Source organism: Pseudosulfitobacter sp. DSM 107133 (genome assembly GCF_022788695.1).
Taxonomy (GTDB): Bacteria; Pseudomonadota; Alphaproteobacteria; order Rhodobacterales; family Rhodobacteraceae; genus Pseudosulfitobacter.
On sequence record NZ_CP085154.1, the window covers coordinates 3,147,907 to 3,172,766 of the forward strand.

General features: G+C 62.0%; 28 protein-coding genes. 15 read left to right on the forward strand and 13 right to left on the reverse strand.

Annotated elements, in window-relative coordinates:
• Positions 1–161: 161 nt before the first annotated feature.
• Complete coding sequence (locus DSM107133_RS15685; protein ID WP_114291353.1) at positions 162–1,106, forward strand: IS110 family transposase; 945 nt, start codon at positions 162–164, stop codon at positions 1,104–1,106.
• Positions 1,107–1,372: 266 nt separating this feature from the next.
• Here DSM107133_RS15685 and smc read toward each other — a convergent pair whose 3' ends face one another.
• Both smc and DSM107133_RS15695 read right to left on the reverse strand, forming a co-directional pair.
• A complete protein-coding gene (smc, locus tag DSM107133_RS15690) occupies positions 1,373–4,828 on the reverse strand; it encodes a chromosome segregation protein SMC (protein WP_114293607.1) in 3,456 nt (1,151 codons plus the stop codon).
• 144 nt (positions 4,829–4,972) lie between these two features.
• Positions 4,973–5,362, reverse strand: coding sequence for a hypothetical protein (locus DSM107133_RS15695; RefSeq protein ID WP_240310526.1), 390 nt, complete (start codon positions 5,360–5,362; stop codon positions 4,973–4,975).
• Between the two features lie 112 nt (positions 5,363–5,474).
• Here DSM107133_RS15695 and DSM107133_RS15700 point away from each other — a divergent pair, with 112 nt between their 5' ends.
• Positions 5,475–6,242: an FCD domain-containing protein gene (locus DSM107133_RS15700; RefSeq protein ID WP_114293608.1), complete on the forward strand. Its 768-nt coding sequence runs from the start codon at positions 5,475–5,477 to the stop codon at positions 6,240–6,242.
• On the forward strand, positions 6,242–6,700 hold the full coding sequence (locus DSM107133_RS15705) for a metal-dependent hydrolase (protein WP_114293609.1): 459 nt from the start codon (positions 6,242–6,244) through the stop codon (positions 6,698–6,700). Before DSM107133_RS15700 ends, DSM107133_RS15705 begins: the two co-directional genes overlap by 1 nt.
• Positions 6,701–6,764: 64 nt before the next feature.
• On the opposite strand, the gene DSM107133_RS15710 is transcribed toward DSM107133_RS15705, so the two are convergent.
• From DSM107133_RS15710 to DSM107133_RS15735, 6 genes are all read right to left on the reverse strand, one after another.
• The gene (locus DSM107133_RS15710) at positions 6,765–7,334 is read right to left on the reverse strand and encodes a F0F1 ATP synthase subunit B (RefSeq protein WP_114293610.1); all 570 of its coding nucleotides are present in this window, start codon (positions 7,332–7,334) and stop codon (positions 6,765–6,767) included.
• Positions 7,335–7,338: 4 nt separating this feature from the next.
• On the reverse strand, positions 7,339–7,890 hold the full coding sequence (locus DSM107133_RS15715) for a F0F1 ATP synthase subunit B' (RefSeq protein ID WP_114293629.1): 552 nt from the start codon (positions 7,888–7,890) through the stop codon (positions 7,339–7,341).
• Positions 7,891–7,973: 83 nt separating this feature from the next.
• Complete coding sequence (locus tag DSM107133_RS15720; protein WP_028957161.1) at positions 7,974–8,210, reverse strand: F0F1 ATP synthase subunit C; 237 nt, start codon at positions 8,208–8,210, stop codon at positions 7,974–7,976.
• Positions 8,211–8,257: 47 nt separating this feature from the next.
• A complete protein-coding gene (locus tag DSM107133_RS15725; RefSeq protein ID WP_114293630.1) occupies positions 8,258–9,028 on the reverse strand; it encodes a F0F1 ATP synthase subunit A in 771 nt (256 codons plus the stop codon).
• Positions 9,029–9,075: 47 nt separating this feature from the next.
• A complete protein-coding gene (locus DSM107133_RS15730; protein WP_028957159.1) occupies positions 9,076–9,429 on the reverse strand; it encodes an AtpZ/AtpI family protein in 354 nt (117 codons plus the stop codon).
• 184 nt (positions 9,430–9,613) lie between these two features.
• Positions 9,614–10,522, reverse strand: a complete 909-nt coding sequence (locus tag DSM107133_RS15735) for a LysR substrate-binding domain-containing protein (protein WP_162792035.1) — start codon at positions 10,520–10,522, stop codon at positions 9,614–9,616.
• Between the two features lie 353 nt (positions 10,523–10,875).
• Between DSM107133_RS15735 and DSM107133_RS15740 the strand changes: the two genes are divergently transcribed.
• Positions 10,876–11,226 (forward strand): metalloregulator ArsR/SmtB family transcription factor, encoded by a 351-nt coding sequence (locus DSM107133_RS15740; protein ID WP_114293613.1) that lies wholly within the window; start codon positions 10,876–10,878, stop codon positions 11,224–11,226.
• Between the two features lie 164 nt (positions 11,227–11,390).
• Here DSM107133_RS15740 and DSM107133_RS15745 read toward each other — a convergent pair whose 3' ends face one another.
• Positions 11,391–12,290: a DMT family transporter gene (locus DSM107133_RS15745; protein ID WP_205387821.1), complete on the reverse strand. Its 900-nt coding sequence runs from the start codon at positions 12,288–12,290 to the stop codon at positions 11,391–11,393.
• Positions 12,290–13,168, reverse strand: a complete 879-nt coding sequence (locus tag DSM107133_RS15750) for a LysR family transcriptional regulator (protein ID WP_114293632.1) — start codon at positions 13,166–13,168, stop codon at positions 12,290–12,292. The genes DSM107133_RS15745 and DSM107133_RS15750 overlap by 1 nt, the downstream gene beginning before the upstream one ends.
• A gap of 123 nt (positions 13,169–13,291) precedes the next feature.
• On the opposite strand from DSM107133_RS15750, the gene DSM107133_RS15755 reads away from it, so the two are divergent.
• From DSM107133_RS15755 to rpsP, 6 genes are all read left to right on the forward strand, one after another.
• Positions 13,292–13,870 (forward strand): NAD(P)H-dependent oxidoreductase, encoded by a 579-nt coding sequence (locus DSM107133_RS15755; RefSeq protein WP_114293614.1) that lies wholly within the window; start codon positions 13,292–13,294, stop codon positions 13,868–13,870.
• A 124-nt stretch (positions 13,871–13,994) separates the two neighbouring features.
• On the forward strand, positions 13,995–14,516 hold the full coding sequence (locus tag DSM107133_RS15760; protein ID WP_114293615.1) for a hypothetical protein: 522 nt from the start codon (positions 13,995–13,997) through the stop codon (positions 14,514–14,516).
• Between the two features lie 168 nt (positions 14,517–14,684).
• Entirely contained in the window at positions 14,685–16,193 is a 1,509-nt protein-coding gene (ffh, locus tag DSM107133_RS15765; protein ID WP_028957153.1) for a signal recognition particle protein, read from the forward strand.
• A complete protein-coding gene (locus tag DSM107133_RS15770; RefSeq protein WP_114293616.1) occupies positions 16,190–16,522 on the forward strand; it encodes an NIPSNAP family protein in 333 nt (110 codons plus the stop codon). Before ffh ends, DSM107133_RS15770 begins: the two co-directional genes overlap by 4 nt.
• A complete protein-coding gene (locus DSM107133_RS15775) occupies positions 16,519–16,815 on the forward strand; it encodes a chorismate mutase (RefSeq protein ID WP_114293617.1) in 297 nt (98 codons plus the stop codon). The genes DSM107133_RS15770 and DSM107133_RS15775 overlap by 4 nt, the downstream gene beginning before the upstream one ends.
• A 44-nt stretch (positions 16,816–16,859) precedes the next feature.
• A complete protein-coding gene (gene rpsP, locus DSM107133_RS15780) occupies positions 16,860–17,246 on the forward strand; it encodes a 30S ribosomal protein S16 (RefSeq protein ID WP_114293618.1) in 387 nt (128 codons plus the stop codon).
• Between the two features lie 432 nt (positions 17,247–17,678).
• Here the strand turns inward: rpsP and DSM107133_RS15785 are convergent, their stop codons facing one another.
• Positions 17,679–18,233 (reverse strand): DUF1993 domain-containing protein, encoded by a 555-nt coding sequence (locus DSM107133_RS15785; RefSeq protein ID WP_114293619.1) that lies wholly within the window; start codon positions 18,231–18,233, stop codon positions 17,679–17,681.
• Positions 18,234–18,589: 356 nt separating this feature from the next.
• Between DSM107133_RS15785 and DSM107133_RS15790 the strand changes: the two genes are divergently transcribed.
• Positions 18,590–18,799, forward strand: coding sequence for a DUF4287 domain-containing protein (locus DSM107133_RS15790; RefSeq protein WP_114293620.1), 210 nt, complete (start codon positions 18,590–18,592; stop codon positions 18,797–18,799).
• A 339-nt stretch (positions 18,800–19,138) separates the two neighbouring features.
• On the opposite strand, the gene DSM107133_RS15795 is transcribed toward DSM107133_RS15790, so the two are convergent.
• Entirely contained in the window at positions 19,139–19,954 is an 816-nt protein-coding gene (locus DSM107133_RS15795) for an ion transporter (RefSeq protein ID WP_114293621.1), read from the reverse strand.
• Between the two features lie 321 nt (positions 19,955–20,275).
• On the opposite strand from DSM107133_RS15795, the gene rimM reads away from it, so the two are divergent.
• The 4 genes from rimM (at position 20,276) to trmD (ending at position 23,192) form a co-directional block, all read left to right on the forward strand.
• Positions 20,276–20,788 (forward strand): ribosome maturation factor RimM, encoded by a 513-nt coding sequence (rimM, locus tag DSM107133_RS15800; RefSeq protein WP_240310527.1) that lies wholly within the window; start codon positions 20,276–20,278, stop codon positions 20,786–20,788.
• Between the two features lie 66 nt (positions 20,789–20,854).
• Complete coding sequence (locus DSM107133_RS15805) at positions 20,855–21,622, forward strand: hypothetical protein (protein WP_114293623.1); 768 nt, start codon at positions 20,855–20,857, stop codon at positions 21,620–21,622.
• Positions 21,622–22,416, forward strand: a complete 795-nt coding sequence (locus DSM107133_RS15810) for a hypothetical protein (RefSeq protein WP_114293624.1) — start codon at positions 21,622–21,624, stop codon at positions 22,414–22,416. The genes DSM107133_RS15805 and DSM107133_RS15810 overlap by 1 nt, the downstream gene beginning before the upstream one ends.
• Positions 22,413–23,192, forward strand: a complete 780-nt coding sequence (gene trmD, locus DSM107133_RS15815) for a tRNA (guanosine(37)-N1)-methyltransferase TrmD (protein ID WP_114293625.1) — start codon at positions 22,413–22,415, stop codon at positions 23,190–23,192. Before DSM107133_RS15810 ends, trmD begins: the two co-directional genes overlap by 4 nt.
• A gap of 260 nt (positions 23,193–23,452) precedes the next feature.
• On the opposite strand, the gene DSM107133_RS15820 is transcribed toward trmD, so the two are convergent.
• A complete protein-coding gene (locus tag DSM107133_RS15820) occupies positions 23,453–24,844 on the reverse strand; it encodes a PepSY domain-containing protein (protein WP_114293626.1) in 1,392 nt (463 codons plus the stop codon).
• Positions 24,845–24,860 lie beyond the last annotated feature (16 nt).

The following is a 24,860-nucleotide window of genomic DNA, read 5'->3' on the forward strand; positions in this document are numbered from 1 at the left end:
GCCGGTGCCAGCCACCTTTTGGATCGCAGGCACCGGCGACGGGTGGATCGTCTGCGGCCAGGTCTTCGAGGACCGTAATCAAGTGAGATCGCCCGTCGTCTTCGCATGAGGCCTGAACGGATACGCAGCAGCTCACAGGCTCTGCACGACAAGCAAAGGACATGACGAAGATGATCAACGATACCATCGGCATCGACATCTCGAAAGCGCATCTTGACGCGCACCGGCTCAGCACCGCAACCCACGCCCGGTTCGACAATACCGCGACAGGCCTGCGCGCCTTCGAGCGCTGGTTGGGGCAGACAACGCCGGAGCGCGTGGTCTTCGAGCCCACCGGCCCCTACCACCGACGCCTCGAGAGCCATTTCTCAGGCCGCCTGCCGCTCGTCAAGGTGAACCCGCTGCAGGCCCGCCGCTTCGCGCAGGCCCACGGCACACGCGCTAAGACCGACGCGGTCGATGCCCGCATGCTCGCGCTCATGGGGCGCGCGCTGGAGCTGGTTCCGGACCAGCCAACCGACCCCAAACAGCGTGAAATCAAGGAGTTGCATGTCGCCCGCACCGGGCTGGTGCGGGATCGTACCGCGCTGATGAACCGCCTTGGCACGCAACAGCTCGACGTGACCCGCCGCCTGACCCGGGCACGCCTGCGTCAGGTCAACCACCAGATCGACAGGCTTAACGCCGAAATCGAACGGCGAAACCGCGATTGCCCGGAACGCGCCAGGGCAATCGGCATTCTCACCTCGATCCCCGGGATCGGTGCCATCACCGCACGGGCGCTGCTCAGCGAATGCCCCGAGATCGGCACTCTGGGGTCAAAGCAGATCGCGGCGCTCGCAGGTCTCGCGCCGATCACGTGTCAGTCCGGTCAGTGGAGCGGAAAGGCCCACATCCAGGGCGGGCGCAGGCTCCTGCGCGAGAGCCTGTTCATGCCCGCCCTCGTCGCCATGAAGCGAAACCCCGATCTGAGCCAGAAATACGATGCCCTCAGAGCCGCCGGAAAACCCCACAAGGTCGCGCTCGCCGTCCTCATGCGAAAACTCCTGATCCTCGCAAACACTCTCATAAGCGAAAACAGAGAATGGACACCAAAACACCCTTGACCAAGACGGATACTTGATTCCGGGCTTTGGTGGATGGGGTTGGCGTTTGAGCGCGTTGCGACGGGTGGCTCATCGAGCCTTGACTTCAGGCTTTGGTGAATGGCCACAAAGTCCCGCTTAGCAGACATTTTCACGCCCCGCGGTCCAACTCCGGTTCGGGGCAGAACTGCCTGACATCTGAACCAATATTGTGTGACGCGCGCGCCCCAAGAAGGTCCGCTAAACCGCCGCACCACACCAAAGCCGCACAACCCTCCACGCAGACCTCAAGCGACCAGCTTCGCCGCCTTTTTCAGATCGACCGAGACAAGCTGGCTGACCCCCTGTTCACCCATGGTCACCCCGAACAGCCGGTCCATCCGCGCCATCGTCACAGCGTGGTGGGTGATGATCAGGAACCGCGTGTCGGTCTGGCGGCACATCTCGTCCAACAAATCGCAGAACCGCGTCACGTTGGCATCGTCCAGCGGCGCGTCGACCTCGTCCAGCACACAGATCGGCGCGGGGTTGGCCAGGAACACCGCAAAGATCAGCGCCATCGCCGTCAGCGTCTGTTCGCCACCCGACAACAGGCTGAGCGTCGAAAGTTTCTTGCCCGGCGGCTGGCACATGATTTCCAGACCGGCCTCAAGCGGATCATCCGATTCCACCATCACCAGATTGGCCTCGCCGCCGCCAAACAGGTGGGTAAAGAGCAACGAGAAATTGCTGTTCACCTGCTCGAACGCCGTCAGCAGCCGTTCGCGGCCTTCGCGGTTCAGGCTGGCAATGCCCGACCGCAACGTCTTGATCGCCTCTTCCAGATCGGCCTTTTCGCTGACCAGCGTGTCATGCTCTTCCTGCACCTCGCGCGCGTCTTCCTCGGCGCGCAGGTTCACCGCGCCCAGGGCTTCGCGCTGGCGCTTCAGACGGTTCACATCCGCCTCCAACGCGTCCGAGCGGGGCATCTGGCCGGGATCCATATCCAGCGCGGTCAGCAACTGGTTCGGGGTTTGCTGTTGTTCCTCGGCAATGCGCTCTGCCGCCGCCTGCACCGTCTCGCGCGCGGCTTCGGCGCGGGCTTCGCTGGCCGCACGCGCCTCGCGCGCTTCGGATGCTGCACGCTCTGCCTCGCGCTCGGCCACAGTCGCTTCGCGCAGCACGCCCTCGGCCACGCTCAGCGCATCGGTGGCGGCGGCCTTGCGGTCCTCGCCCTCGGCCATCATCTCGGACAGGTCGGCGCGTTTGGCGGCCAGCTCGGTGGGCACGGCCTGCGCCGCCTTCAATTCGGCCTCGGACTGCGCCTTGCGCTCGACCAGTTCGGCGCTGCGTTTCTCGGCAGTCTCCAACCGGTGCCGCCAGCCCGACAGCTCCTTGGTTACCTCCTGCGACCGCCGTGTGCGGACCTCGCCCTCGCGGCGCAATTCGTCCTGCGCCGACCGGCGCGACATCATGGTGATCCGCGCCGCCTCGACCGTCATGCGCAGATCATCCACCGCCGCGCGGGCTTCGTCGACATCGTCCAGCTCGTCCAGCGCCCGTTGCGCCTCCAGCACGCGGGCACGGGCGGCCATGGCCTCTTCCTCGTGGCGCTTCACTGCCATCGACAGCGATTCCAGACGCCCCTCGGCCAGATTGCGGTCGGCCTCGGCGCGGCTCAGCGCGCGGCCCGCATCGGCCACCAGACGATCCGCCTCGCGGCGCGCCTCGCGGGCGGCCTTGTCGGCGTTGGACAACTCGGACAGCCGCGCCGTCAGTGCCTCGTGCGCCGACCGCGCGCCTTCGGCCCGCTGGCTCGCGTGCTCAAGGCCCTGTTTCAGCTCTTCCAGCCGGTTCAGCTGCTGCAACCGCAGTGCCGCCGCCGACGGGGCATCCTCGGCCCAGGCACGGAATCCGTCCCAGCGCCACAGATCCCCCTCGGGTGACACCAGCCGCTGACCCGGCTTCAACTGCTGTTGCAGCCGCGCCGCATCCTCGGCATCGCACAGACCGATCTGCGACATGCGACGGGTCAAGACCTCGGGCACCGAAACGTGCTGGGTCATCGGCGTGACACCTGCGGGCAATGGCTGATCGCTGTCATAGGCAGGCAACACGGCCCATCCCGACGGCCCGTCGCCATCAACCTGCGGCGCGCGCAGATCATCGGCCAGCGCCGCACCCAGCGCTTTCTCGAACCCTTTCTGAACCTGCAACCGGTCCAGAATCTGCCCACCCTCTGCCGTATCCCGTTCAACCAGCTTCGCCAATGCACCCACTTCGGCGCGCAGGGCGTTCATCTCGCCCTCGGCCTCTGAACGTTCGCCGCGCGCATCTGCTTCGCGGGTCTGCGCATCGGCCCGCGCAGTCTCGGCAGCGGTCAGCGCAGCGTCCGCCCGCAACGCGGTTTCCTCGGCCACGCGCGACGCCTGTTCGGCTGCCTCGAAGTCGCTGCCCGCCTTGGTCAGCGCGGCTTGAGATGCAGCGACGGCATCCCGCGCCTTGGTCGCCTCGCTTTCCGAGCGTTCCTCGGTCTTGCGGCTGTCATCCAGCAACCGCTGTGCCGACCCGTGGCGCGCCGACAGCCGGGCGACATCCTCGGTCTGGCTGCCCAGATCGGCCTCTCGTTCCTGCAAAACCGATGCGGCCTCGTGGGCGGCATCAACGGCGGCCTCCAGACGGTCCTCATGCCCCTCGGATGCCTTGCGCAGCTCGGTCTGTTCCCATTCCAGCCGCTCGATGGTCTCGCCCGCATCGCGGTTCAACCCGCCCTCGCGGTCGATGTCACGGCCAAGCTGGTCGATCCGGCCCACGAGCGTTTCAATCGTGCGCAGCGCTTGGGCTTCCTGATCCGTCAGCGTGTCGCGCTGCACGATCAGACGTTGCACCAATGCGGCGGCAATCGCCTCTTCCTCGCGCAGTGCAGGCAGCCCGTCCTCGGCAGCCGCCCGCGCCTTTATCGCGGTCTGAACCCGCGCCTCGGCCTGTGCTGCAGCCGTCACACGGGCGCGCAATGCCTCGTCCGCAGTGGCGCGCGCATCGTCCGCCTCGCGCCAGCGGCGGTACAGCAACATGCCCTCGGTCCGGCGCAATTCCGTGCCAATCTCGCGATACCGCGCCGCTTGCCGTGCTTGCCGTGCCAGTTGCGCCAGTTGGGCCGCCAGTTGCTCGACCACGTCATCGACGCGGGTCAGGTTGGCTTCGGCCCCCTTCAGCTTCAGCTCGGCCTCGTGGCGGCGCTGGTACAGGCCCGAGATGCCCGCCGCCTCTTCCAGAATGCGGCGGCGGCTTTTGGGCTTGGCGTTGATCAGCTCCGAGATCTGCCCCTGCCGGACCAGCGCAGGCGAATGGGCCCCGGTCGAGGCATCGGCGAACAGCATCTGCACGTCACGCGCCCGCACGTCCTTGCCGCCCGCCTTGTAGGCGCTGCCGACGTCGCGGGTGATGCGGCGCACGATGTCGATATGGTCGTGATCGTTGAACCCTGCCGGCGCCAGCCTGTCGCTGTTGTCGATGTGCAGGCTGACTTCGGCAAAGTTGCGGGCAGGCCGCGTCGCTGCACCGGCGAAAATCACGTCTTCCATCCCGCCGCCGCGCATCGCGGTGGGACGGTTTTCTCCCATGACCCAGCGCAACGCCTCAAGCAAGTTCGATTTGCCACAGCCGTTCGGTCCCACAACGCCGGTCAGACCATCCGCGATGATCAGATCCGTGGGATCAACAAAGCTCTTGAAGCCTGTCAGTTTCAGCTTGGTAAAGCGCAAATCTGTGCCTTTGGTCCGATTCCAGTGCTGCTCAGGATGACGGAGCCTATCACGACCTGTCAACGACAACCGCTAGGGAAAGCGGTGAACCGCACAGTTATCCACAAGATATTGCGGGTTTTGGGGGCTACACGTCGATCCTTGCTAGATCGGATCGCATTCATATTCCGTTTCAGACCCAAGTGCTGCAACAGGGGTACACGCATAGGCGCTGCCGGGCCGCATCGTCACCCGCGGTGGCCCGTTGCCGCAATCCAACAGGCCTGTGGCCAGTGCCTGATCGCCGCGCACTTCGGTCACTTTGCAGCCCGATACTTTCTGCATCGCCACAGCCGCGCGGCCCCGGATCGGGCCAAAGCGGGGGGCGTATTCCGGGTTCACCCGCAGTGCTTCTGCCAGACGGTCGCGCACGCGCACGTCAAAGGTCGATCCGTCAACGGTGACACGGGTGGCGGGCAGGCCGCGAAAATGTGGTCCCGGGGTGTTACAGGCCGTCAGCAGCAGGCCGAGGATCATCGGAAAATATGTACGCATTCCGCCAAATTGCGTACAACATGGTTAATAACCGGTGAACCTCTGCACAGGCTGCCCTTTACCCCGACGGCATGGTGGTCATATAATTTGACCAATTCCCAAAGGATTGCCGATGCCCTTTCGCCCAGTCGCCCCAGAAAAACTTTCCTCCGCCGTGGTGCGCCAGATCGAGATGCTGATCCTGCGCGGCATCCTGCGTCCCGGTGAACGCTTGCCCTCGGAACGCGAACTGGCCGACAGGCTGGGCGTGTCGCGCCCATCTCTGCGCGATGCAATCAGCAGCTTGCAGGACTCCGGGCTGCTGACGGCCCGCCCCGGTGCGGGGGTGTTTGTGGCCGACGTGCTGGGCTCCGCCTTTGCCCCTGCGCTGACGCAACTGTTTGCGCGCCATGACGAAGCGGTGTTTGATTACCTGTCGTTCCGCCGCGACATGGAGGGGCTGGCCGCCGAACGCGCTGCGCGGCTGGGGTCGAACACCGACCTTCAGGTGGTCCAAACCATTTTCGACAAGATGGTCGCCGCCCACCCTGCCCGCAACTCCGACGCAGAAAGCGCGCTGGATGCGCAGTTTCACATGGCCATCGTCGAGGCGTCACATAACGTCATCATGCTGCATATGATGCGTTCGATGTATGACCTGTTGCGCAATGGCGTGTTCTATAACCGTCAGGTGATGTTCAAACAGCGCACCACCCGCAGCGCCCTTTTGGACCAACACCGCGCCATCAACGACGCCATCCAGACACGCAACCCCGAGGCCGCACGCAGCGCCGTCGAGACGCATCTGGACTATGTCGAACGCGCCCTGCGCGACCAGCAAAAAGCCGAGCGTAACGAAGACGTGGCCCGCCAACGGCTGGATCACGAAACGCAGGGCTGATGTTTGTGGCGCATTTACCTGCGGGCTATCTGGCAGTGCGCTGCCTGCGGCCTGACGCCTCTCGCAGGGTGATGATCGCCGTTCTGGCGGGATCGATTCTGCCCGACATAGACCTGTTGTGGTTCTATCTGGTGGATGCGCGTCAGCACCATCACCATGCCTACCTGACCCACAAACCCCTGCTATGGGCCCTGATCGCCATGCTGGGCTGGTGGCGTGGCAGCGCCGCTGTGCTTGGTGTCGCTGCCGGAGCCATACTGCACCTGATACTGGACAGCATCGCAGGGCAAATCACCTGGGGGTGGCCCGTAACAGATTGGGCTGCGCCCTTGGTCGTGGTGCCAGCAACCCGCGACTGGTGGGTGGCGTCGTTCCTGCTGCATTGGACCTTTGCGGTTGAGATTGTGATATGTGCGTTGGCCGCGGCGGTCTGGTTCACATCCACAAAGCGCCCCTAGCCCCCAAAAACGAAAAAACCCGAGGCACTGCCCCGGGTTTCAAATTCGTATGCTCCGTTACGGATCAGTGCAGCTTGGCATCCACCTGGCCAATGGCCTCGTCGATCAGCTTGTTGCCTTCGGCAGCTGTCATCTGCTTGGCGATCACGTCGCGGGCCGCCTGAATAGCGATGCTCACAGCCTGGTCGCGCACTTCTTTCACAGCCGAAGCTTCTGCCGATGCGATCTGACCCTCGGCAGCCGCGATGCGACGGGCGATGGATTTTTTCAGATCTTCGCGGGCTTCGTCAGCCGCGACTGTGGCTTCTTCCTTGGCAGCGGCGACGATACGGTCGGCCTGCTCCTGAACTTCTTTCTGCTTGCGCTCATAGCTGGCCAGCAGGGTTTGGGCCTCTTCGCGCAGGGCGCGGGCTTCTTCCAGTTCAGATTTGATGCCTGTCGCGCGTTTGTCCAGCATTCCCATCAGCGTGCCGGGCACCTTCAGGTACAGCAGAACGCCAACAAAAATCAGGAACGCAACCAGCACCACAAAATCGGTGTTGCGCAGCGAAAAGAACGGGCCGCTGGCTGCAAAAGCGGGCGATGCCGCCAGAACCAGAGACGGAGCGAGGGACAGGGCGATCAGTTTTTTCATCGTCTTATCCTTTCATCCGTGCGGTAACCGCAGCTGTTACAGTGCGGGCATCCGCCTTGCCACCCAGCGCCGCGATGATTTCTTTCGCGGTGTCCTTGGCGACATCCTTGACAGCGACAAGCGCGCCTTCGCGGATTTCGGCAATGGCTTTTTCGCCTTCGGCTGTACGTTCGGCAATCTCGGCGTCGGCCTTTTCGATGGCAACATCAAGATCGGCCTTCATTTCAGCCTTGGCGGCGTCAACGATACGACCTGCCTCGGCGCGGGCATCTGCCAGTGCCTGGTCATAAGCGGCCTCGGCCTCAAGCGCTTTGGCTTTCAGGTCTTCGGCGGCTGCGATGTCGTTGGTGATCGTGCCCTGACGTTCGGCCAGAATGGCCGCAATACGGGGCAGAGCGATGCGTGACAGAATAAAAAAGATCACGACCAGGGTGACAAGCAGCCAGAAGATCTGGTTGCCGAACCATGCGTCACACAGCTGCGGCATGCCGATGGCGCTGCCAGCTGCATCCGTACAGGTTCCTGCGACCTCTAGGTCAATAGGTTCAGTTGCCATCATGGCCTCCAGTCAAACAATCAGTCCATTGGGCGACACGGCTGACCGCGCCGCCCATAGCGTAAGGAATAATCGTCAGACGCTTAGACGGCGAACATCAGCAGCAGAGCGACGAGGAACGAGAAGATCCCCAGAGCTTCTGCAAACGCGATGCCGATGAACATGGTTGCGGTCTGGCCAGCGGCAGCCGACGGGTTGCGCAGGGCGCCCGCCAGGAAGTTGCCAACAACGTTGCCCACACCGATAGCCGCGCCACCCATGCCGACGGAGGCCAGGCCTGCGCCGATGAATTGACCCATTTGTGCGATATCGCCTTCCATGATTTTCTCCTTACGATGGAATTTTGATTTGCGTAGTAGACCGAACCTTAGTGCCCAGGATGCAAAGCATCTTTCAGGTACACGCAGGTCAGAATGGTAAAGACGTAGGCCTGGATAAAGGACACCAGAACCTCAAGCCCGTAGATTGCGGCAATGGCTGCGATCGAGATCGGCGCGATGGCCGTGACCGCGGCAAATGCTGCGAAAACTTTGATAACAGCGTGGCCCGCCATCATGTTGCCCGCCAGACGAATGGAGTGGCTGACAGGGCGCACAAAATACGAGATGATCTCGATTACGGCCAGGATCGGGCGCAGCGGCAGCGGTGCTGCCGAGACCCAGAACAGGCCCAGAAACTTGAAACCGTGCAGGACAAAACCCAGCACCGTCACCGCCAGGAACACCGCCATCGCCAGCAGCGCCGTCACAGCGATGTGCGACGTGGGCGTGAATGCAGTGGGCAGCAGGCCAAGGAAGTTGGCGACAACGATGAACATGAACAGGGTCATGATATAGGGAAAATACTTGATCCCGTCCTTGCCGGTCACGTCTTCGACCATCTTGTAGATAAAGCCATAGGCCAGTTCCGCCACCGATTGCCCGCGCGAGGGGATCACGGCGCGGCGCGATGTGGTCAGAACCATCAGCGCAAAGATCGCGACAACCGCAAGACCCAGCCACAGCGTCACGTTGGTGGGCGTGTACCAGAACACCGGATCACCGGCATGGCCGAACAACGGCTTGACCAGAAACTGGTCCATCGGGTGAAAGACCAGACCACCGTCCGCACCGTGTGCGGCATCGGCACCATGTGCCATGTCTGCGCCGGTTGTGGCTGCTGCGCTGTGTGCTTCGTCTGCCATTCTCAGGGCCCTTCGTCTGTGCCCCGCGGGGCGTCGTCACTGTCGGCCGCTTTGGCCATTCCGTCTCTCTGCATTTCGCGGGCGCTGCGTATCATCACGTTCACGCCGGCCGCGAAGCCGAGAAGTATGAACAGGATCATCAGCCAGGGCTTGGTGCCCAAAAGGCTGTCGAGCCCGTATCCGATCCCGAAACCGATCCCCAGACCGGTTACAAGTTCGATCACCATCCGCCAGGCCATCTGCGCCTGAGAGTGGTGATCGTCGTAGTGGTGGGCCTCGGGCTTGTCTTCGCCCTTCAGGGCTTTGATCTTGGCCTCGAGATCCCGCATACGCTGCTGTTCTTCTGGCCCCGCCACGCGGTGTCCCCCACTTGGAAACTTGAGGGGATAGCTACGGTGATGCGGGTTTTGAGTCAATGGCGGGGTGTGCCGGAATGAAATCGGCCTAATATGTTGATTTAAAAGGTATATCTGGCGCAAGTCCGGCGCCATGCGAGTCCACACGTGACCCCAAACCCCTCCAACGGACCGTTTTCCATATTCAACCGTTTGGTTGATCTTCCCGCCCGCGGCCACCACGCCTGGGTGCGGCCTGCTCCAGCATCCAGTCGGAAAAGATACGGATCGCCCTGCGCCGTGCGCTGCCCTGCGCCTGCACCAGATAGAACCCGCCATCGTGGAAACCGATGTCGGACAACCGGTGCAACCGCCCTGCGGCCACATCGTTGGCCACCACGTCGGACGACACCATATAGACGCCCTGCCCCGCCACCGCGGCCTCGATCGCCAGATGTGCGCGCATCCGCCATGTGGCATCGGTCTCGGGCGGCGGCAGGCCAGCAAGCTCGGCCCAGATCGCCCAGGTGTCCTTGTAACGGTCGCGCAAACGCGGATAGCGCAACAGGTCGGCCGGATCATCGGGGGCCACGGGGATCAGCGCGGGCGCGGCATAGGGATAGATCGCCGCATCGCTCAGCAGGATCGCCTGCGGGTCGGACCCTGCAACCGCAAGGAAACGGATTGCAATGTCCGCCTCGTAGCGCGCCACATCGGCCAGACCGGTCGACGCCTCTAGCCGGATTTCAATCTCGGGGTGGGCGGCGTGGAACAGCCCCAGACGCGGGACCAGCCATTTGGTTGCAAACAGCGGCTCGGCATTCACCACAAGAACACCCGATGGCCGCGCGGTCAGCCGGTCGGTGGCCGTGCTGATCTGCTCCAGCGCCCCCGACACATCCGCGAGATACGCCGCCCCGTCCCGTGTCAGCGCCACGCCACGCGGCAGATCGCGGAACAATTGCGCACCCAGCCAATCCTCAAGGCCGCGCACATGGCGGCTGATCGACGAGTGGCTGACGCGCAGTTCGTCTGCGGCGCGGGAAAAGCTTTGATGGCGACCTGCGGCCTCGAAGGCGCGCAGGGCGTTGAGTGGGGGAAGCGGTCGTTGCATGACATATCTGTGCAATTTTTGCACATGTCTTGTCAAACTTATCTGGATTGAGCCGCCGCACGACACCGCTGATAAAGCTGATGTCGTCATATTCTAAAGGTGTCATATGGAACAGGTTTTCAAAGCAACCGCTTTTGGCGGCCGGATGAATTTTGCAATATGGTCACGGATTAGACGTGCAGCTTCGGCACTCAAGCCCGTGCGCAATCCCCATATCACCCGGCATCTGGCCCGTGACATGGGTCTGGACGCCACCACCCACGCGCGGCTGACGCACCGCTGGCCGTCGCAGGGGCCTGTACATCCGCGTTGGTGACACTTCTATTCGGGGGAAAGCCCCGCTATGACGGGGAATGGCACATGATCTGGATCAGATATTCGCGGCACTGGCCGACCCGACGCGGCGGGCGATCCTGACGATGTTGCTTGAAGATGACATGGCCGTGACCGACGTGGCCGAGCCGTTCGAGATGTCTTTGGCGGCCATTTCCAAACACCTGACGATCCTGACACGCGCGGGCCTGATTGCGCAGGAAAAGCGCGGGCGGGTCAAGTGGTGCAAACTGGAACCCGACGCGATGCGCACCGCGTCGGTATGGATGCAGGGGTTCGGGCAATTCGAGCCGGTGAACCTGGATGCATTCGAACGGTTTCTGGCGCAGGAACTGGACAGCGACGTACAGCCCGACGCGTCAGAGCGCTGACACTGGCTGTCGTCTAAACCAGACCTGCCAGACGCAATATGGCCAGAACGACGACAACGACGCCGATGATGTAAAAAATACCACGCATGGACAGATCCTTCATTTATTCAATTTGTGAAGACCTAACGCCATATCTTGCCAAAAGGTTCCCGCCCCGCTCACATTCAGCGCACGGCGCTGTCATCGCGCAGCAGCAGGTACAGCGCCAGGATGGTCAGCCCGACACCGATCAGGATCATGCCCCCCGGCGCGCCATTGCCCAGCAGGATTTCCCAGATGATGACCCACGACGGCGTCAGATAGGTATAGGCCATGACCTTGGCCGAGGGCAGGCGCAAGGACGCGAATTGCAGCAGGACAAAGGTGGCAGCACTGGCAAAGACTGCGATATAGACCAGCGTGATCCAGACAATCGCAGGCAGGTTCAGCCAGTCGGTCGCCATGATGTCCGACCAGCCATAGACGGTCAGCAGCCCAAATCCCGCAATCAGCGTCCCCAGGGTGAACACCACCGCAGGCTCGCCCCTGTTCAGCCGGCGCACCATCGGTGTGTACAGCGCATGGGACACGCAACCGACGAAATAGATTGCCTCGCCCCGCCCGATCTCGAATGCCGCAAGCGCCCCCAGGTCGGCGCGAAAGATCACCCAGACCGCCCCCACAGCCCCGATGGCCAGCGCCAGTGCCATGCGCGGCGTTGTGACCTGACGCAGCACCAGCCAGCCGAATCCGCCCGCCAAAATCGGCGTCAGCGTGAAAACAGCCGCCGCGCTGACGGCAGGTGCGGTTTTCAGCCCTTCGAACATCAGCACGAAATAGACCGCAAAAAGCCCGCCCAGCACCAGATAGCGCCAGGGGGCTTGCCAATGCACCGCGCGCGCCTTGCCCGTGGCGGCCACCACGGCCCCGATCACAACCGCAGCCAGTGCAAAGCGCGCGGCGTTCAGTGCAGAGGGGTCTATCGCGTTGGCGGCTTTTGACCCCAACGAAAAAGACCCCGCAACCAGCGCAGAAAAGGTCAGCATCGCCAGATGCCCCTGCGCACCCGCAGACAGTTTTGACATCATGCGTCCCAGCCCTTTGCCGCGTCTTTGATGAAGGTCAGAAAAGACTGCACCTTTGTCGTGCGGTGCAGGTCGACATGGGTGACCAGCCAAAGCGGCGCCGACCATCCCTCTTCTTGCGGAAACACTTCGACCAGATCGGGATTGGCCCGCGCCTCAAGAACCGTGGCAAAGCCGATACCTGCGCCATTGATAATAGCCTGTTCGATGGCCCGGTCTTCGTCACTGCGAAAGCCAAAGACAATATCAGGCACCTTTTCCCGCAGCCACCGGTTGAACGGCGCGCGGCTTTGATCGTTGTTGGTGCCGACAAAGCGGTGGCCGCTGCATGCATCCCAGTCCTTGGGCAGGCCATGGGTGTCAACATAACGGCGCGAGGCGTACAGGCCCATGCGCTGATGCGACAGGCTTTGCACCACATTGTCGGGCTGCGACGGCGGCGACCCGGCGCGGATGGCAACGTGCGCTTCGCCGTATTCCAGCCGGAACAGACGCGCGCCGGTCAGATAGCGGATAATCACATCAGGGTTTTCCCGCTGGAAGTCGGCCAGAATGGGCACCATGCGCGGCACCAGCGACGTCAGCGAGGTAATCACCAGATCGCCCGACACATCGGCCCCGCGCCCCTTGATCCGCCCGGCCAACTGGCTGAACTGGTCGTCGGTCGCCTTGGCCACGCGAAACAGGTCATCCCCCGCTTCGGTCGCGGTATAGCCGCGCGCATGGCGTTGGAACAGCTTGACCCCCAGCCGCGTTTCCAGCGCATCAATATGGCGGATGACCGTTGCATGATGCACGCCCAGCACCTCGGCAGCCCCGCTGACGGTGCCCATACGCGCAACCTGATAGGCGGTCTTGATCTCGTCCCAATTGTCCATGCGGTAATGTCCAGCCTTGTAGTGTGCAAATTTCAACATGTTATGTGAATTCTGGCCAATTGCGTGTGTTTTTACAATTCCTATTTTCGGTATCAGAACACTTCCTCCTGAAAGGACCTGAAAATGGCCAAATCTATTCTGCATATTGATGCCTCTGCCCGCCGCGCTGCTTCTGTCACCCGTGACCTGAGCAAGGATGTTGTCGCCCGTCTGGACGGCGATGTTGTCACCCGCGACCTGTTCGACGCCCTGCCCCACATCGACGAAAGCTGGATCGGCGCGAACTTTACCCCCGCAGCCGACCGCACCGACGCGCAAAAAGAGCTGTTGGCGCTGTCCGATACGCTGATTGCAGAAGTGCAGGCCGCTGATGTGCTGGTGATCGGCGTGCCGGTCTACAACTTTGGCATCCCGACAAACCTGAAAGCGTGGGTCGACATGATCTGTCGTGCCGGCATCACCTTCCGCTACACGGAAGCCGGCCCCGAGGGTCTGCTGACCGGCAAACGCGCCATTCTGGTGGCAGCCACCGGCGGTATGCCTGTCGGGTCTGAAATCGACTTTGCGACCAATTACATGCGTCACGTTCTGGGCTTTATCGGCATCACCGATGTCGAACTGGTTGCCGCCGACCGCCTGTCGGTCGACCCCGAGGGTTCGATTGCCGCAGCCAAGGCACAAGTGGCCCAACTGGCCGCATAAGTGCGGCTTTGACGCATATTTTGACAACAGGGGCCGACCGGTCCTAGCATCCGGCGCACTCGTACAGTGCGCCGGATTTTTATATGCCCCGTTCCGATTCCATCGCCTTATTGCTGCCCACCGCATGAAAGTGCTGCAAGATACGCCCGACCGTCTGATCCTGGACGAAACGCCGTGGTTGATCGCACTGCTGCTGGCGGGGTTCGTGCTGGTCTTTGTCGGCACCGGCCTGTTTATCATGTCCGAAAGCCTGTTGTTCGGTCTGGCCTTTGGCGGCTTTGGAGGGATCGTGGGCTGTGTCATCATGGCTGTGATGGTCGAGCGGCTTCAAATCATCTTTGACCGGCCCGCAGGCACCGTGACGATCCGGCGCAAATCCCTGCTGCGACGGTATTCGCAGGTTTCCCATGCGCTGGACAATCTCAGCCATGCCGAACTGGAAACCACCGTCAACTCCAAAGGCAACACGCTGGCGCGTCCGGTTCTGGTCCTGTCCCGCGGGATGAGCGCGGGGCGCCATCCCCTGACCTCTGCCTATACCAACCTGTCGGGCCCGCCACAGATGGTCGCCGCAATCAATACATGGCTTGGCAGCCTGCCGGGGCGGGCGTCGCCTGCTGTTGACTCACGCGCCGCGGCACCGTAAACGCCCCACAACACTCCGGGAGCATCAGCCTTCCGGTCCCTGACAGATCAGGGATCGCCCTCCGTCAGCGCGTTGCGCCCACGGGGGCGCTCTTGGTTTGAACTTGGGAAATTCCTCACCGCTTCCTACATAGGGGGCAGATCGAAACGGGCACGAAAGGCGCTTGGCATGTTTGAAAATCTATCCGAACGGCTTGGCGGGGTCTTTGACCGTCTGACCAAACAGGGTTCGCTGTCCGACGAGGATGTGAAAACCGCCCTGCGCGAAGTGCGCGTGGCCCTGCTGGAAGCGGACGTTTCGCTGCCCGTGGCGCGCGATTTCGTCAAGGCGGTGCAGGACAAGGCCACAGGTCAGGCGGTGACCAAGTCGATCACCCCCGGCCAGCAGGTCGTCAAGATCGTGCACGATGCGCTGATCGACACCCTGCGCGGCGAAGGGGAACCCGGTGCGCTGAAAATCGACAACCCGCCCGCGCCGATCCTGATGGTCGGCCTGCAGGGCGGCGGTAAAACCACCACCACCGCGAAGCTGGCCAAACGTCTGAAAGAGCGCGACGGCAAACGCGTGCTGATGGCCTCGCTGGACGTCAACCGCCCGGCGGCGATGGAACAGCTGGCCATTCTGGGTGTGCAGATCGGTGTCGACACCCTGCCCATCGTCAAGGGCGAAGACCCGGTCGCCATCGCCAAACGCGCCAAGACGCAGGCCAGCATGGGCGGCTATGACGTCTATATGCTGGATACGGCGGGCCGTCTGTCCATCGACGAAGAGCTGATGCAACAGGTCGAAGCGGTGCGCAACGTCGCCAATCCGCGCGAAACGCTGCTGGTGGTCGATGGCCTGACAGGTCAGGACGCCGTGCACACCGCCCAGAACTTTGACGACCGTATCGGCATCACCGGTGTTGTGCTGACACGGATGGACGGCGACGGGCGCGGCGGTGCGGCGCTTTCGATGCGTGCGGTGACCGGCAAGCCGATCAAGTTCGTCGGTCTGGGCGAGAAGATGGACGCGCTTGAGACGTTCGAACCAGAGCGGATCGCGGGCCGTATCCTGGGCATGGGCGACATCGTCGCTCTGGTCGAAAAGGCGCAGGAAACCATCGAGGCCGAACAGGCCGAAAAGATGATGAAGCGCATGGCCAAGGGTCAGTTCAACATGAACGACCTGCGCATGCAGCTTGAGCAGATGATCAAGATGGGCGGCATGCAAGGCATGATGGGCATGATGCCCGGCATGGGCAAGATGGCCAAACAGGTCGAGGCGTCGGGCTTTGACGACAAGATCCTGAAACAGCAGATCGCGCTGATCCAGTCGATGACCAAGAAAGAGCGCGCCAACCCTGCCCTGCTTCAGGCCAGCCGCAAAAAGCGCATCGCGCGCGGCGCGGGCATGGAAGTGTCGGAACTGAACAAGCTGCTGAAAATGCACCGCCAGATGTCCGACATGATGAAGAAAATGGGCAAGATGGGCAAAGGCGGCATGCTGAAACAGGCCATGAAAGGCATGTTCGGCAAGGGCGGCCCCAGCCCCGAAGAGATGGCCGCAGGCATGGACCCCAAGGCGCTGGAAGCCGCCGCCAAGCAGATGGGCGGCAAACTGCCCGCCGGTCTGGGTGGCATGGGCGGCGGCATGGGCCTGCCCTCGGGTCTGTCCGGTTTCGGGAAGAAGAAATGATTACCTGCACCGTCAGATATGAGATCGACCCCGACAAATTGCCGGAGTTCGAAGTCTACGCCAAGGCGTGGCTGCATCTTGTGGTCAAGCTGGGCGGCATCCATCACGGTTATCACATGCCGCATGAGGGGCCGAACGACATCGCCTATTGCCACTTTTCGTTTCCGTCGCTTGCCGACTACGAAATCTATCGCGAAAAGATGTGGCAAGACCCCGAGTGCCTGCGCGCCTATGAATACGCCAAACGCACAAAGTGTATTCGCCGCTATGACCGCTCGTTCACCAAGCCGCTTTTTGACGGCGCAACTGTGGATGAATTGGGACTATGACCGACACCGTGAAACTTGCCGCCGAGCTTTTGAAAGGCCACCGCGCCAGCATCGACCGGCTGGACGCCATCCTGGTCTACACTCTGGGCGAGCGGTTCAAACACACACAGGCTGTGGGGAAACTCAAAGCCGAACACGACCTTCCCCCGTCCGACCCTGCGCGCGAAGCCTCGCAGATCGCACGGCTTGAAGATTTGGCGACCGAGGCCGACCTCGACCCCGAATTCGCCAAGAAGTTCCTGAACTTCATCATCGCTGAAGTCATTCAGCACCACAAACAGCACCAATCCTGAAACGGGGTCCCCCCGTCAAAGCCATCACTTAGGAGATACCAACCATGGCCATGAAAATTCGTCTCGCCCGCGGCGGTTCCAAGAAACGCCCCTTCTACCGTATCGTAGCCGCCGACAGCCGCATGCCGCGCGACGGCCGTTTCATCGAGAAACTGGGCACCTACAACCCGCTGCTGGCCAAAGACAACGAAGAGCGCGTAAAAATGGACGTCGAGCGCATCCAGCACTGGATCGCCCAGGGCGCGCAGCCCACGGACCGTGTGGCCCGTATGCTGGAAGCCGCCGGCGTGACCCCCAAGACCGTGCGCAACAACCCCAACAAAGGGACGCCCGGCAAGAAAGCTCAGGCGCGCGTTGAAGAGAAAGCTGCCAAGAAAGCAGCCCTCGAAGAAGCCGCCAACGCACCGGCCGAAGCAGCCGCCGAAGAATAACTCTGACAACAGTCAGATTTGGGACCCGTTCCACGCAGGTGGGGCGGGTCTTTTTCGTGTGGCGTCGGATGTGTGCAGATGTCGGTTGCCAAGAAAAAACCGACCTTTGCGACAGATAACTGACCCAGGGTGCGGCGCTGCGTCCGTAGGGCGGGAGCCAAGCGGTCGTTTATGAGAATTGCCGCGAACGGCAGGTCTGAGCCCAATTTACCTGATGCTGCGGCTTGAACCAACGACCGCTTTTTGAGCGCGGCCAAAAACGTGACAAATCCAAAGGCAGTTTCGCCAAGGGTTTGTGGCACAAGATTTTTCAACGATTCCAGCGTCAGCAAAGCCTGTGACAAAAACGACCGTTTTTGGCACATGGGTTCTGTCAGGGGGTTTGTGTCCGGTGTGCGGGACAAAGCTGCCATCCCATCGACCGATTGAATGTCAGTGATGAGCGCCTGCGAGGTCTGCGGTGTCGAGAACGCGGAGTTGCCCCTCGAAATCGCTCTTCCCGATTGGCACGCCGCGCGTGCGAAGGATGTCGTAGGCGATCACCGCGTGGAAGTAGAAGTTGGGCAGCAGGAATGACAGCAGGTACGTTTCAGAGGTAAACGCCGACGTCTGGGGATTTGTGTGTACTTGCATGTTCAGGTGTTTTCCTGACCATGCGTTGACCTCGTCGGGTTTGAACTCCAGCAACGCGGCCTCCGTTCTTGCGAGTCTGCTGCGCAACTCGCTGAAAGGGATCGCTCCAACAAGGTCAGGTGGGTTGAAGGCTCCATGCCTGAGAGCGTCCAATCCCCAGACAGAATAGTTGTCCACGCATTCTATCTGAAACCAGAACGGTGCCATGTCCGACACCAGACTCGCTTCCACGAAATCATCTGGGTCGATTCCGGTCTCGGAGCAATGGACGACTGCGTTGTCAAGGCACGCCCCGATTGAACGCACCGTTTGCAAATAAGTCGGAACACTCAGATCGAAGAGGGACGTTGTCATGATCTAGTTATGATCTTGCGACGGCCCCCTGGCAATCCCCGAAGCGGTCGTCAGGCCGTGCTGCAGCATCCGTCACTGAGGGCTCGAACCTGACCTTCGCCGCGTCAGCACGCAAGATCGGCACCTTGACCGGTAGTCAAGGTCAGCTTTGCGGACAAAGCTGCCATTCGCTGCGGCTTGTGCCAACTTCGGCTTTCCTGAATGGAAAGGGGCCAATACATTTGGCTCTAACGATGCAGTTGGCGCAGTGTTAGTGCGCACAGTCCACCATGAAGCATTTCTTGGTCAGAGAGTTGCGGCTTGCCGTTTTTCCCGGCATTCTACGCTAGAGCAATAGGCATGAGAGAAACCGTTCCATGAAAGACAAGGTCAAAGGCCCGGCCTCCTATTTCCCGTCTATCGAGAAGACTTACGGCAAGCCGGTTCAGCATTGGCTCGCCATCATCGCAGACAGACCCGAAGAGAAGCACATGGAGACAGTTGCCTGGCTCAAGTCTGAACACGGACTCGGTCACGGCCATGCAAATGCGCTCGTGGCTCATTCGCGGGCCTCGAAGGATAGGTGAAAATCAACATTCCCCGCCAGCAGATCTAACAACCAGTCATGTCCTGATGGTGCCGCATCCTTCATTCTGGGCTCGCAGCCGACCTTCTCCGCACCGCAGGATGTGCCAAAACTCAACCGTTTTTGTCACCGGCGAAAACCACCGTTTTTGACCGGCTAGGTTTCCCGAAAGCAGTCCTTGGTGCAACCGCAGCGAAACGTCATTTTGTCCCGCCTCACCGACGTTGATTCAGATTGGACTGAAGGTCTGGTTTCGGTCAGAAATGCTTGGCACGGATCAACCACCCGATTTGGAAAGTCTGTCGCGTGGAGCCGGATCTGAACGACGTTCGAGAATGGCTCAGTCCTTGCGGTGGCCGTCCTGCGCCTTGATCAATGCCTCGATCTCCAACAGACGTTGCAACACCTCGTCGCGATAGGTGTCGGTCTTTTCGTTGGTTTCCTCGTTGTGCGCGTCCTGCATCGAATTCACGATCAGACCCACCAACAGGTTCACCACGGCAAAGGTCGTGACCATGATGAAAGGAATGAAGAAGGTCCACGAATAGGGATAAACCTCCATCACCGGACGCACGATGCCCATGGACCAGCTTTCCAGCGTCATGATCTGGAACAATGAATAGCCCGCGCGCGCCAGCGTGCCGAACCATTCGGGGAAGGCCGCGCCAAAAAGTTTGGTCGCCATCACCGCACCGATGTAGAAAATAACCCCCATCAGCAGGAACACCGAGCCAACACCCGGAAGCGCGTTGACCAGCCCGTCGACGACGCGGCGCAGGGAGGGTGCCACCGAGATCACCCGCAACAGCCGCAATATCCGCATGGCGCGCAAGACGCTGAGGCCCTGCGTCGCGGGGATCAGCGAAATGCCCACGATCACGAAATCGAAAACGCTCCACCCGCGTTTGAAAAAGTCGAAGCCGCGCCCGTAGATCTTGAGCGCGATTTCAACCACGAAAATGCCAAGACAGGTTGCATCCAGCGCCGCAATCAGCGGGCCGGCCGCCTGCATCGCGGCGTCGGAGGTTTCCAGCCCAAGTATGACCGCGTTGAACAGGATCACGCCAAGGATGAAATTCTGCACGGCAGCCCGGTCGACAAAACGGGCAACGCGCGTGCGCAGTGAAGGCTGGGGGAGGACAACGGAATCATTCATAGGCGGACATATCGGGTGTGGCTGGCACCTGTGCAAGGGGCTCTGCCCCGCCTGCGGCCCGATGGGCCACAGACTCCCCGGGATTTTTTGAACCAGAGAAGGTTGGCGGGGCACCTGCTCTGGACACTCGGACGCTGGGGGGACAGGGTAACGGGGTTAAAACGTGCATCGGGACGTTGCCAGCGTGTTCAAACTTCTTCGAATGATTGTCCTGTTGCCGGTCGCTTTCGCCGCCGGTTGGATTTATGAAAGCCAGGCCGCCGCGCAACGCTGTACGGATGCCGGCGGCACAATGCGCGACGGGATATGCAGAGGTGTGAAGTGAGCAAGGAAGAACTGGTTTGCGTGGGCGCCATCAGCGGGGCCTACGGGGTAAAGGGCGAAGTGCGGATCAAGTCCTTTTGCGCCGCGCCCGAAGACATCGAAACCTACAGCCCGTTGACCGACGAGACGGGCGCGCGGTCGTTTTCGCTGGCGATTGTCCATTCGGTCAAGAACGGCTTTGTCGTGCGCATCGCCGAAGTGGCGACCAAGGAAGAGGCCGACGCGCTGAAAGGCGTGATGCTGCACGCCCGTCGCGACCAGCTGCCGTCGCTGCCCGATGATGAATACTATCATGCCGATCTGGTCGGACTGGACGTGGTTGACACCGGCGGCAGCGCATTGGGCCGCGTCAAATCGGTGCAGAACCATGGTGCGACAGACCTGCTGGAAGTCACACTGCCCGACAGCAGTGCAACGGTCTTGTTGCCCTTTACGCTGGCCGCCGTCCCGACCGTTGACCTGGCTGCGGGGCGCATTGTGGCGGACCCGCCCGACGGGCTGTGGCCGTGACCCTGCACCAGCGCACCCGAAGCGCGCGCAGCCCGTTGGCGCATCGCGTCTGATCGGCGTCCTGTCATGCGCATCATCATACACGCAGGGTTTCACAAGACCGGCACGACCACGGTGCAAAAAACCCTGCGGGCCAACCGCGAGGTTCTGCGACCGCACTGCCGCATCATCCTGCGCCCTGGCATGGTGGCCCTGTGCGAGGCGGCGCGCGCCTATTCCGTCAGCCGCAGCCAGACCGATCTGGCGCTGATCCGCTATGAAGCCGCCGTATTGGCCGAGGGCTGGGCGGCGCGGGGCAAGGATATTGTCATCAGCTCCGAAGATCTGGCAGGGCACATGCCGGGGCGGCGCGGGCTGGGCGCCTATGACGCCACGCCGCAAATCATGAAAGCGATGACAGCTGCCTTTGCCGCCGTTGCACCGCATGCCGGGCAACTGCTGTATTTCACCACCCGCGCAGCCGATGCATGGCTGCGCAGTTGCTATGTGCAACATCTGCGCGCGACGCGGATCACGCTGGGCGCCGAAGACTACGCGCGCGATATGGCGGCCTCGGCCGATCTGGACGGCATCGTGGCACAGGTTGCCGCCGCCGTGCCCCACATTCGGGTGATGGCCCAGCCGCTTGAGGGGTGCCCCACGCCGCTTGGCCCCCTTGCCCCGTTGCTGGACCTGCTGGGCGGTATCGACGCCGCCGCGCTGACACCCCGCGCGCCGGACAACACCGCCCCGCCACAGGGCAAGATCGACGCGATGCTGGCGATGAACCGGTCCGGCCTGTCCGATGCCGACTGGCGCGTGGCCAAAGACACCCTGAAGCGCGAGGATTTCTGATGCCCGCCAAAGTGGTCCTTCACATCGGCTTTCACAAAACAGGCACGTCAACCGTGCAACACCTTCTGCGCACCAACCGGACCCTGCTCAGACCGCACGTTGCCATGCGCCTGAAGCCGCAGATGACCGAACTGCTGCACGCCACGCGCGGCTTTTCGACATGGCGTGACGCGGTGTCGCTGGCCAAGGTGTCGCGCCGCTTTGACAGGCTGCTGCAAGAGCTGCCGGGAATGCCGCGCCGGACATTGGTGATTTCAGCCGAGGAGCTGTCGGGCCATATGCCGGGGCGTGGTGATCTGGCGGATTATTCCGCCGCCCCCGAGCTGGCGCGCATCTATGTGGACCTGGTGCAACGGCATTTCCCCGACTGCGAACTTGCGCTGTATGCATCCACCCGTGATCCTGAAAGCTGGCTGCGCAGCGCCTATTGGGAGCATGTGAAATCCTCGTCCATGACGCTGGATTTCACCGACTTTGTTGCGCGATATGGCATTGCCGGCGATCTGGACGGGGTGGTTGAAAACATTGCCGCAGCCGTGCCCTGCCGCGTGTTCCGCGCCCAGCTTGAGGCGTCCCGGACGCAGCGGCTGGGCCCTGCGCAACCGCTGCTGGAATTGTGCAACGTACCGCCCGAAACACTGGCACAGATCATGCCGCAGCCGGTGGTGAATGCATCGCTGGACCCATCTGTGCTAGAGGCATTGCTGGAAGCCAACCGCGCCCACACCGACCGGGGCGCACGCAAGGCGGCGAAACAGGCCATATTGGCACAAGCCCAAGGGAAAGACGCATGAAATCACATGGCCGCAAGAGCATTCGGGCAACGCTGAAACCGTCATCGCTGATGGACGAAACGCCTGATCTGGCCGGCGTCTGGCAGGCGCGGATTGTCACGCTCTTCCCCGCAGCCTTTCCCGGTGTGCTGGGCGAAAGCCTGACGGGGCGCGCGTTAAAGGACGGGCTGTGGCAGCTGCACACCCATGACCTGCGCGACCACGGGCTGACCAAACACCGCAATGTCGATGACACCCCTGCGGGTGGAGGGGCCGGCATGGTGCTGCGCGCTGACGTCGTTGGCCCCGCCATTGCCGAGGCGCAAAGCCACGCGCGCGGGCGCTGGCCGATCCTGTACATGTCGCCGCGCGGCCGGCGGTTCGATCAGGCCATGGCCCGCGATCTGGCGCGCTGTGACGGCGTGACCCTGCTGTGCGGACGGTTCGAGGGCGTGGACGAACGGGTGCTCGAAGCCTTTGGCATCACCGAAGTGTCGCTGGGCGATTTCGTGATGACGGGGGGCGAACTGGCCGCTCAGGCGATGATTGATGCAACCGTGCGCCTGTTGCCCGGCGTGCTGGGCAATGCGGAAAGTGCGGTGGACGAAAGCCACTCGGCAGGGCTGCTGGAGCATCCGCAATACACCAAACCCGCCGAATGGCAGGGCCGTACAATTCCCGAAGTGCTGATGTCGGGCAACCACGCCAGAATTGCACAATGGCGGCGCGAGATGTCTGAAAAGCTGACGCGGGAACGGCGGCCTGACCTTTGGGCCAGGCACACCGAACAGGATTAGGGTCTGGACCCATTAATCTTACGTCGTCAGCGGCAATTTCGCGAAATTTCAGTGGTTTGGGTCGTGCTGCCAATAGTGGTTCTATTTGCAAGCGGCCCAAGACGCTGAAATGAAGTGAAATCGCCGCCCTGCGGGTTTGACGGATTTTCCCGCAGCCTGCGGCGCATCTGTTTGAAATAGAACCACTATTCCTGCACAGATGCTGCTTGTCAGCGAAAAAATCTGTCAAACTGACGACGTAAAATTAGTGGGGCCAGACCCTAAGACAGGAAACGCTTCAGCGGTGCAATGCGGCGGATCACCAGTGCATCAAGGGCCAGAACCGCGATCAATGTCAGCCCAGCCATCGGAAAGGCCAGCGACACCGCCAGCCCCACCAGAACAGCGCCCTGCCACAGCGGCATGTCGCGCGGCAGCGGTGGTGCGGCCAGACGCAGGCCATTTCCCGCGCGGCGTTTCCACCACATGACGACGCTGGTCAGGCACAGCGTCAGCACGCACAGGCAGAACAAGGTGTTGGCCAGAACGCTCCAGATGCCCAGCGTGCCCATGTGCAGGGCAATGCCCACCGCCATCGCCTTGCCCGCCAGCGAATAGTCCTCATAACGCACATCGGCGAGGATGTTGCCGGTGAACCGGTCGACATGGGTGGTGCGGTCGGCGGTCGGGCTGACGCTGTCGTTGTTCATGGAATCGCGGGCCAGCGTCCAGACACCGTTCGCACCACTCGGCAGGTTCATCTGGTAGCGACCGTCGAACCCGATCTGACGGGCCAAAGCGTCGATGCTGTCGATGTCCGGCGACGCCTGCGCCGCCGGTGTACCTGCGGCACTGCCCGAGGCCGGCATCGGCGTTTGTTCCAGCGCCCATGGCACCTCTTTAGGGCCGTGGTTCATGCTGCCGTGGGTTTTGTCGGAGAGGGGTACGTTGTCCCATTTCTCGGCGGGAAACTGGCTCCAGGCCTGCACCATCTTGCCGCCCCAGATGCCGGCCCATGACAGGCCCGACAGCAGGAAAAACACCAGCACCACCGAAATCCAGATACCGATCGAGCCGTGCAGTGATTTCCACGCAGCGCGCCCGCCCCTGAACGACGGCACCAGCGCCCGCCGCCACCCGCCGTCGCGCGGCCACCACATGTACAGGCCGGTGGCGATCAGAACCATGCCCAGCGAGGCGGCGATTTCCAGCATCCGGTCGCCGGTCACGCCCAGCAACAGATCGGAATGGATATTGTCGGCCAGATCATACCACCCCGACCGGCGCGGCCATGTCTGGATCACGTCGGCGGTATAGGGATCGACCGCGACCATCATCGCGGTATTGTCCACGTCGACGCGGAACACGGCCGCACGGTCCGGCGCGCGTGGCGCAACATATTGCACCAGCACGCTGTCATGGACGGCGGCAAGGGCCGCATCGGCCTGCACACTGACGGCCAGCGGCGCGTCTTGCGGCACCACGGGAATGCGTTCGCCGTCACGACCGCCCAAAAAGGCGATCCACAGCATTGTCATGCCGGTCAAGGCAAGGATTGCGAAAAACGGGATGACATAAAGCCCCGCATAGAAATGCCACCGCCATGCGGCGCGGTAGAAGGCATGGGTGTCGGATGACCGCGCAGGCGCGGCAGTCGGGTCGATAGAGACCATGAAGATGTTCCTCTGA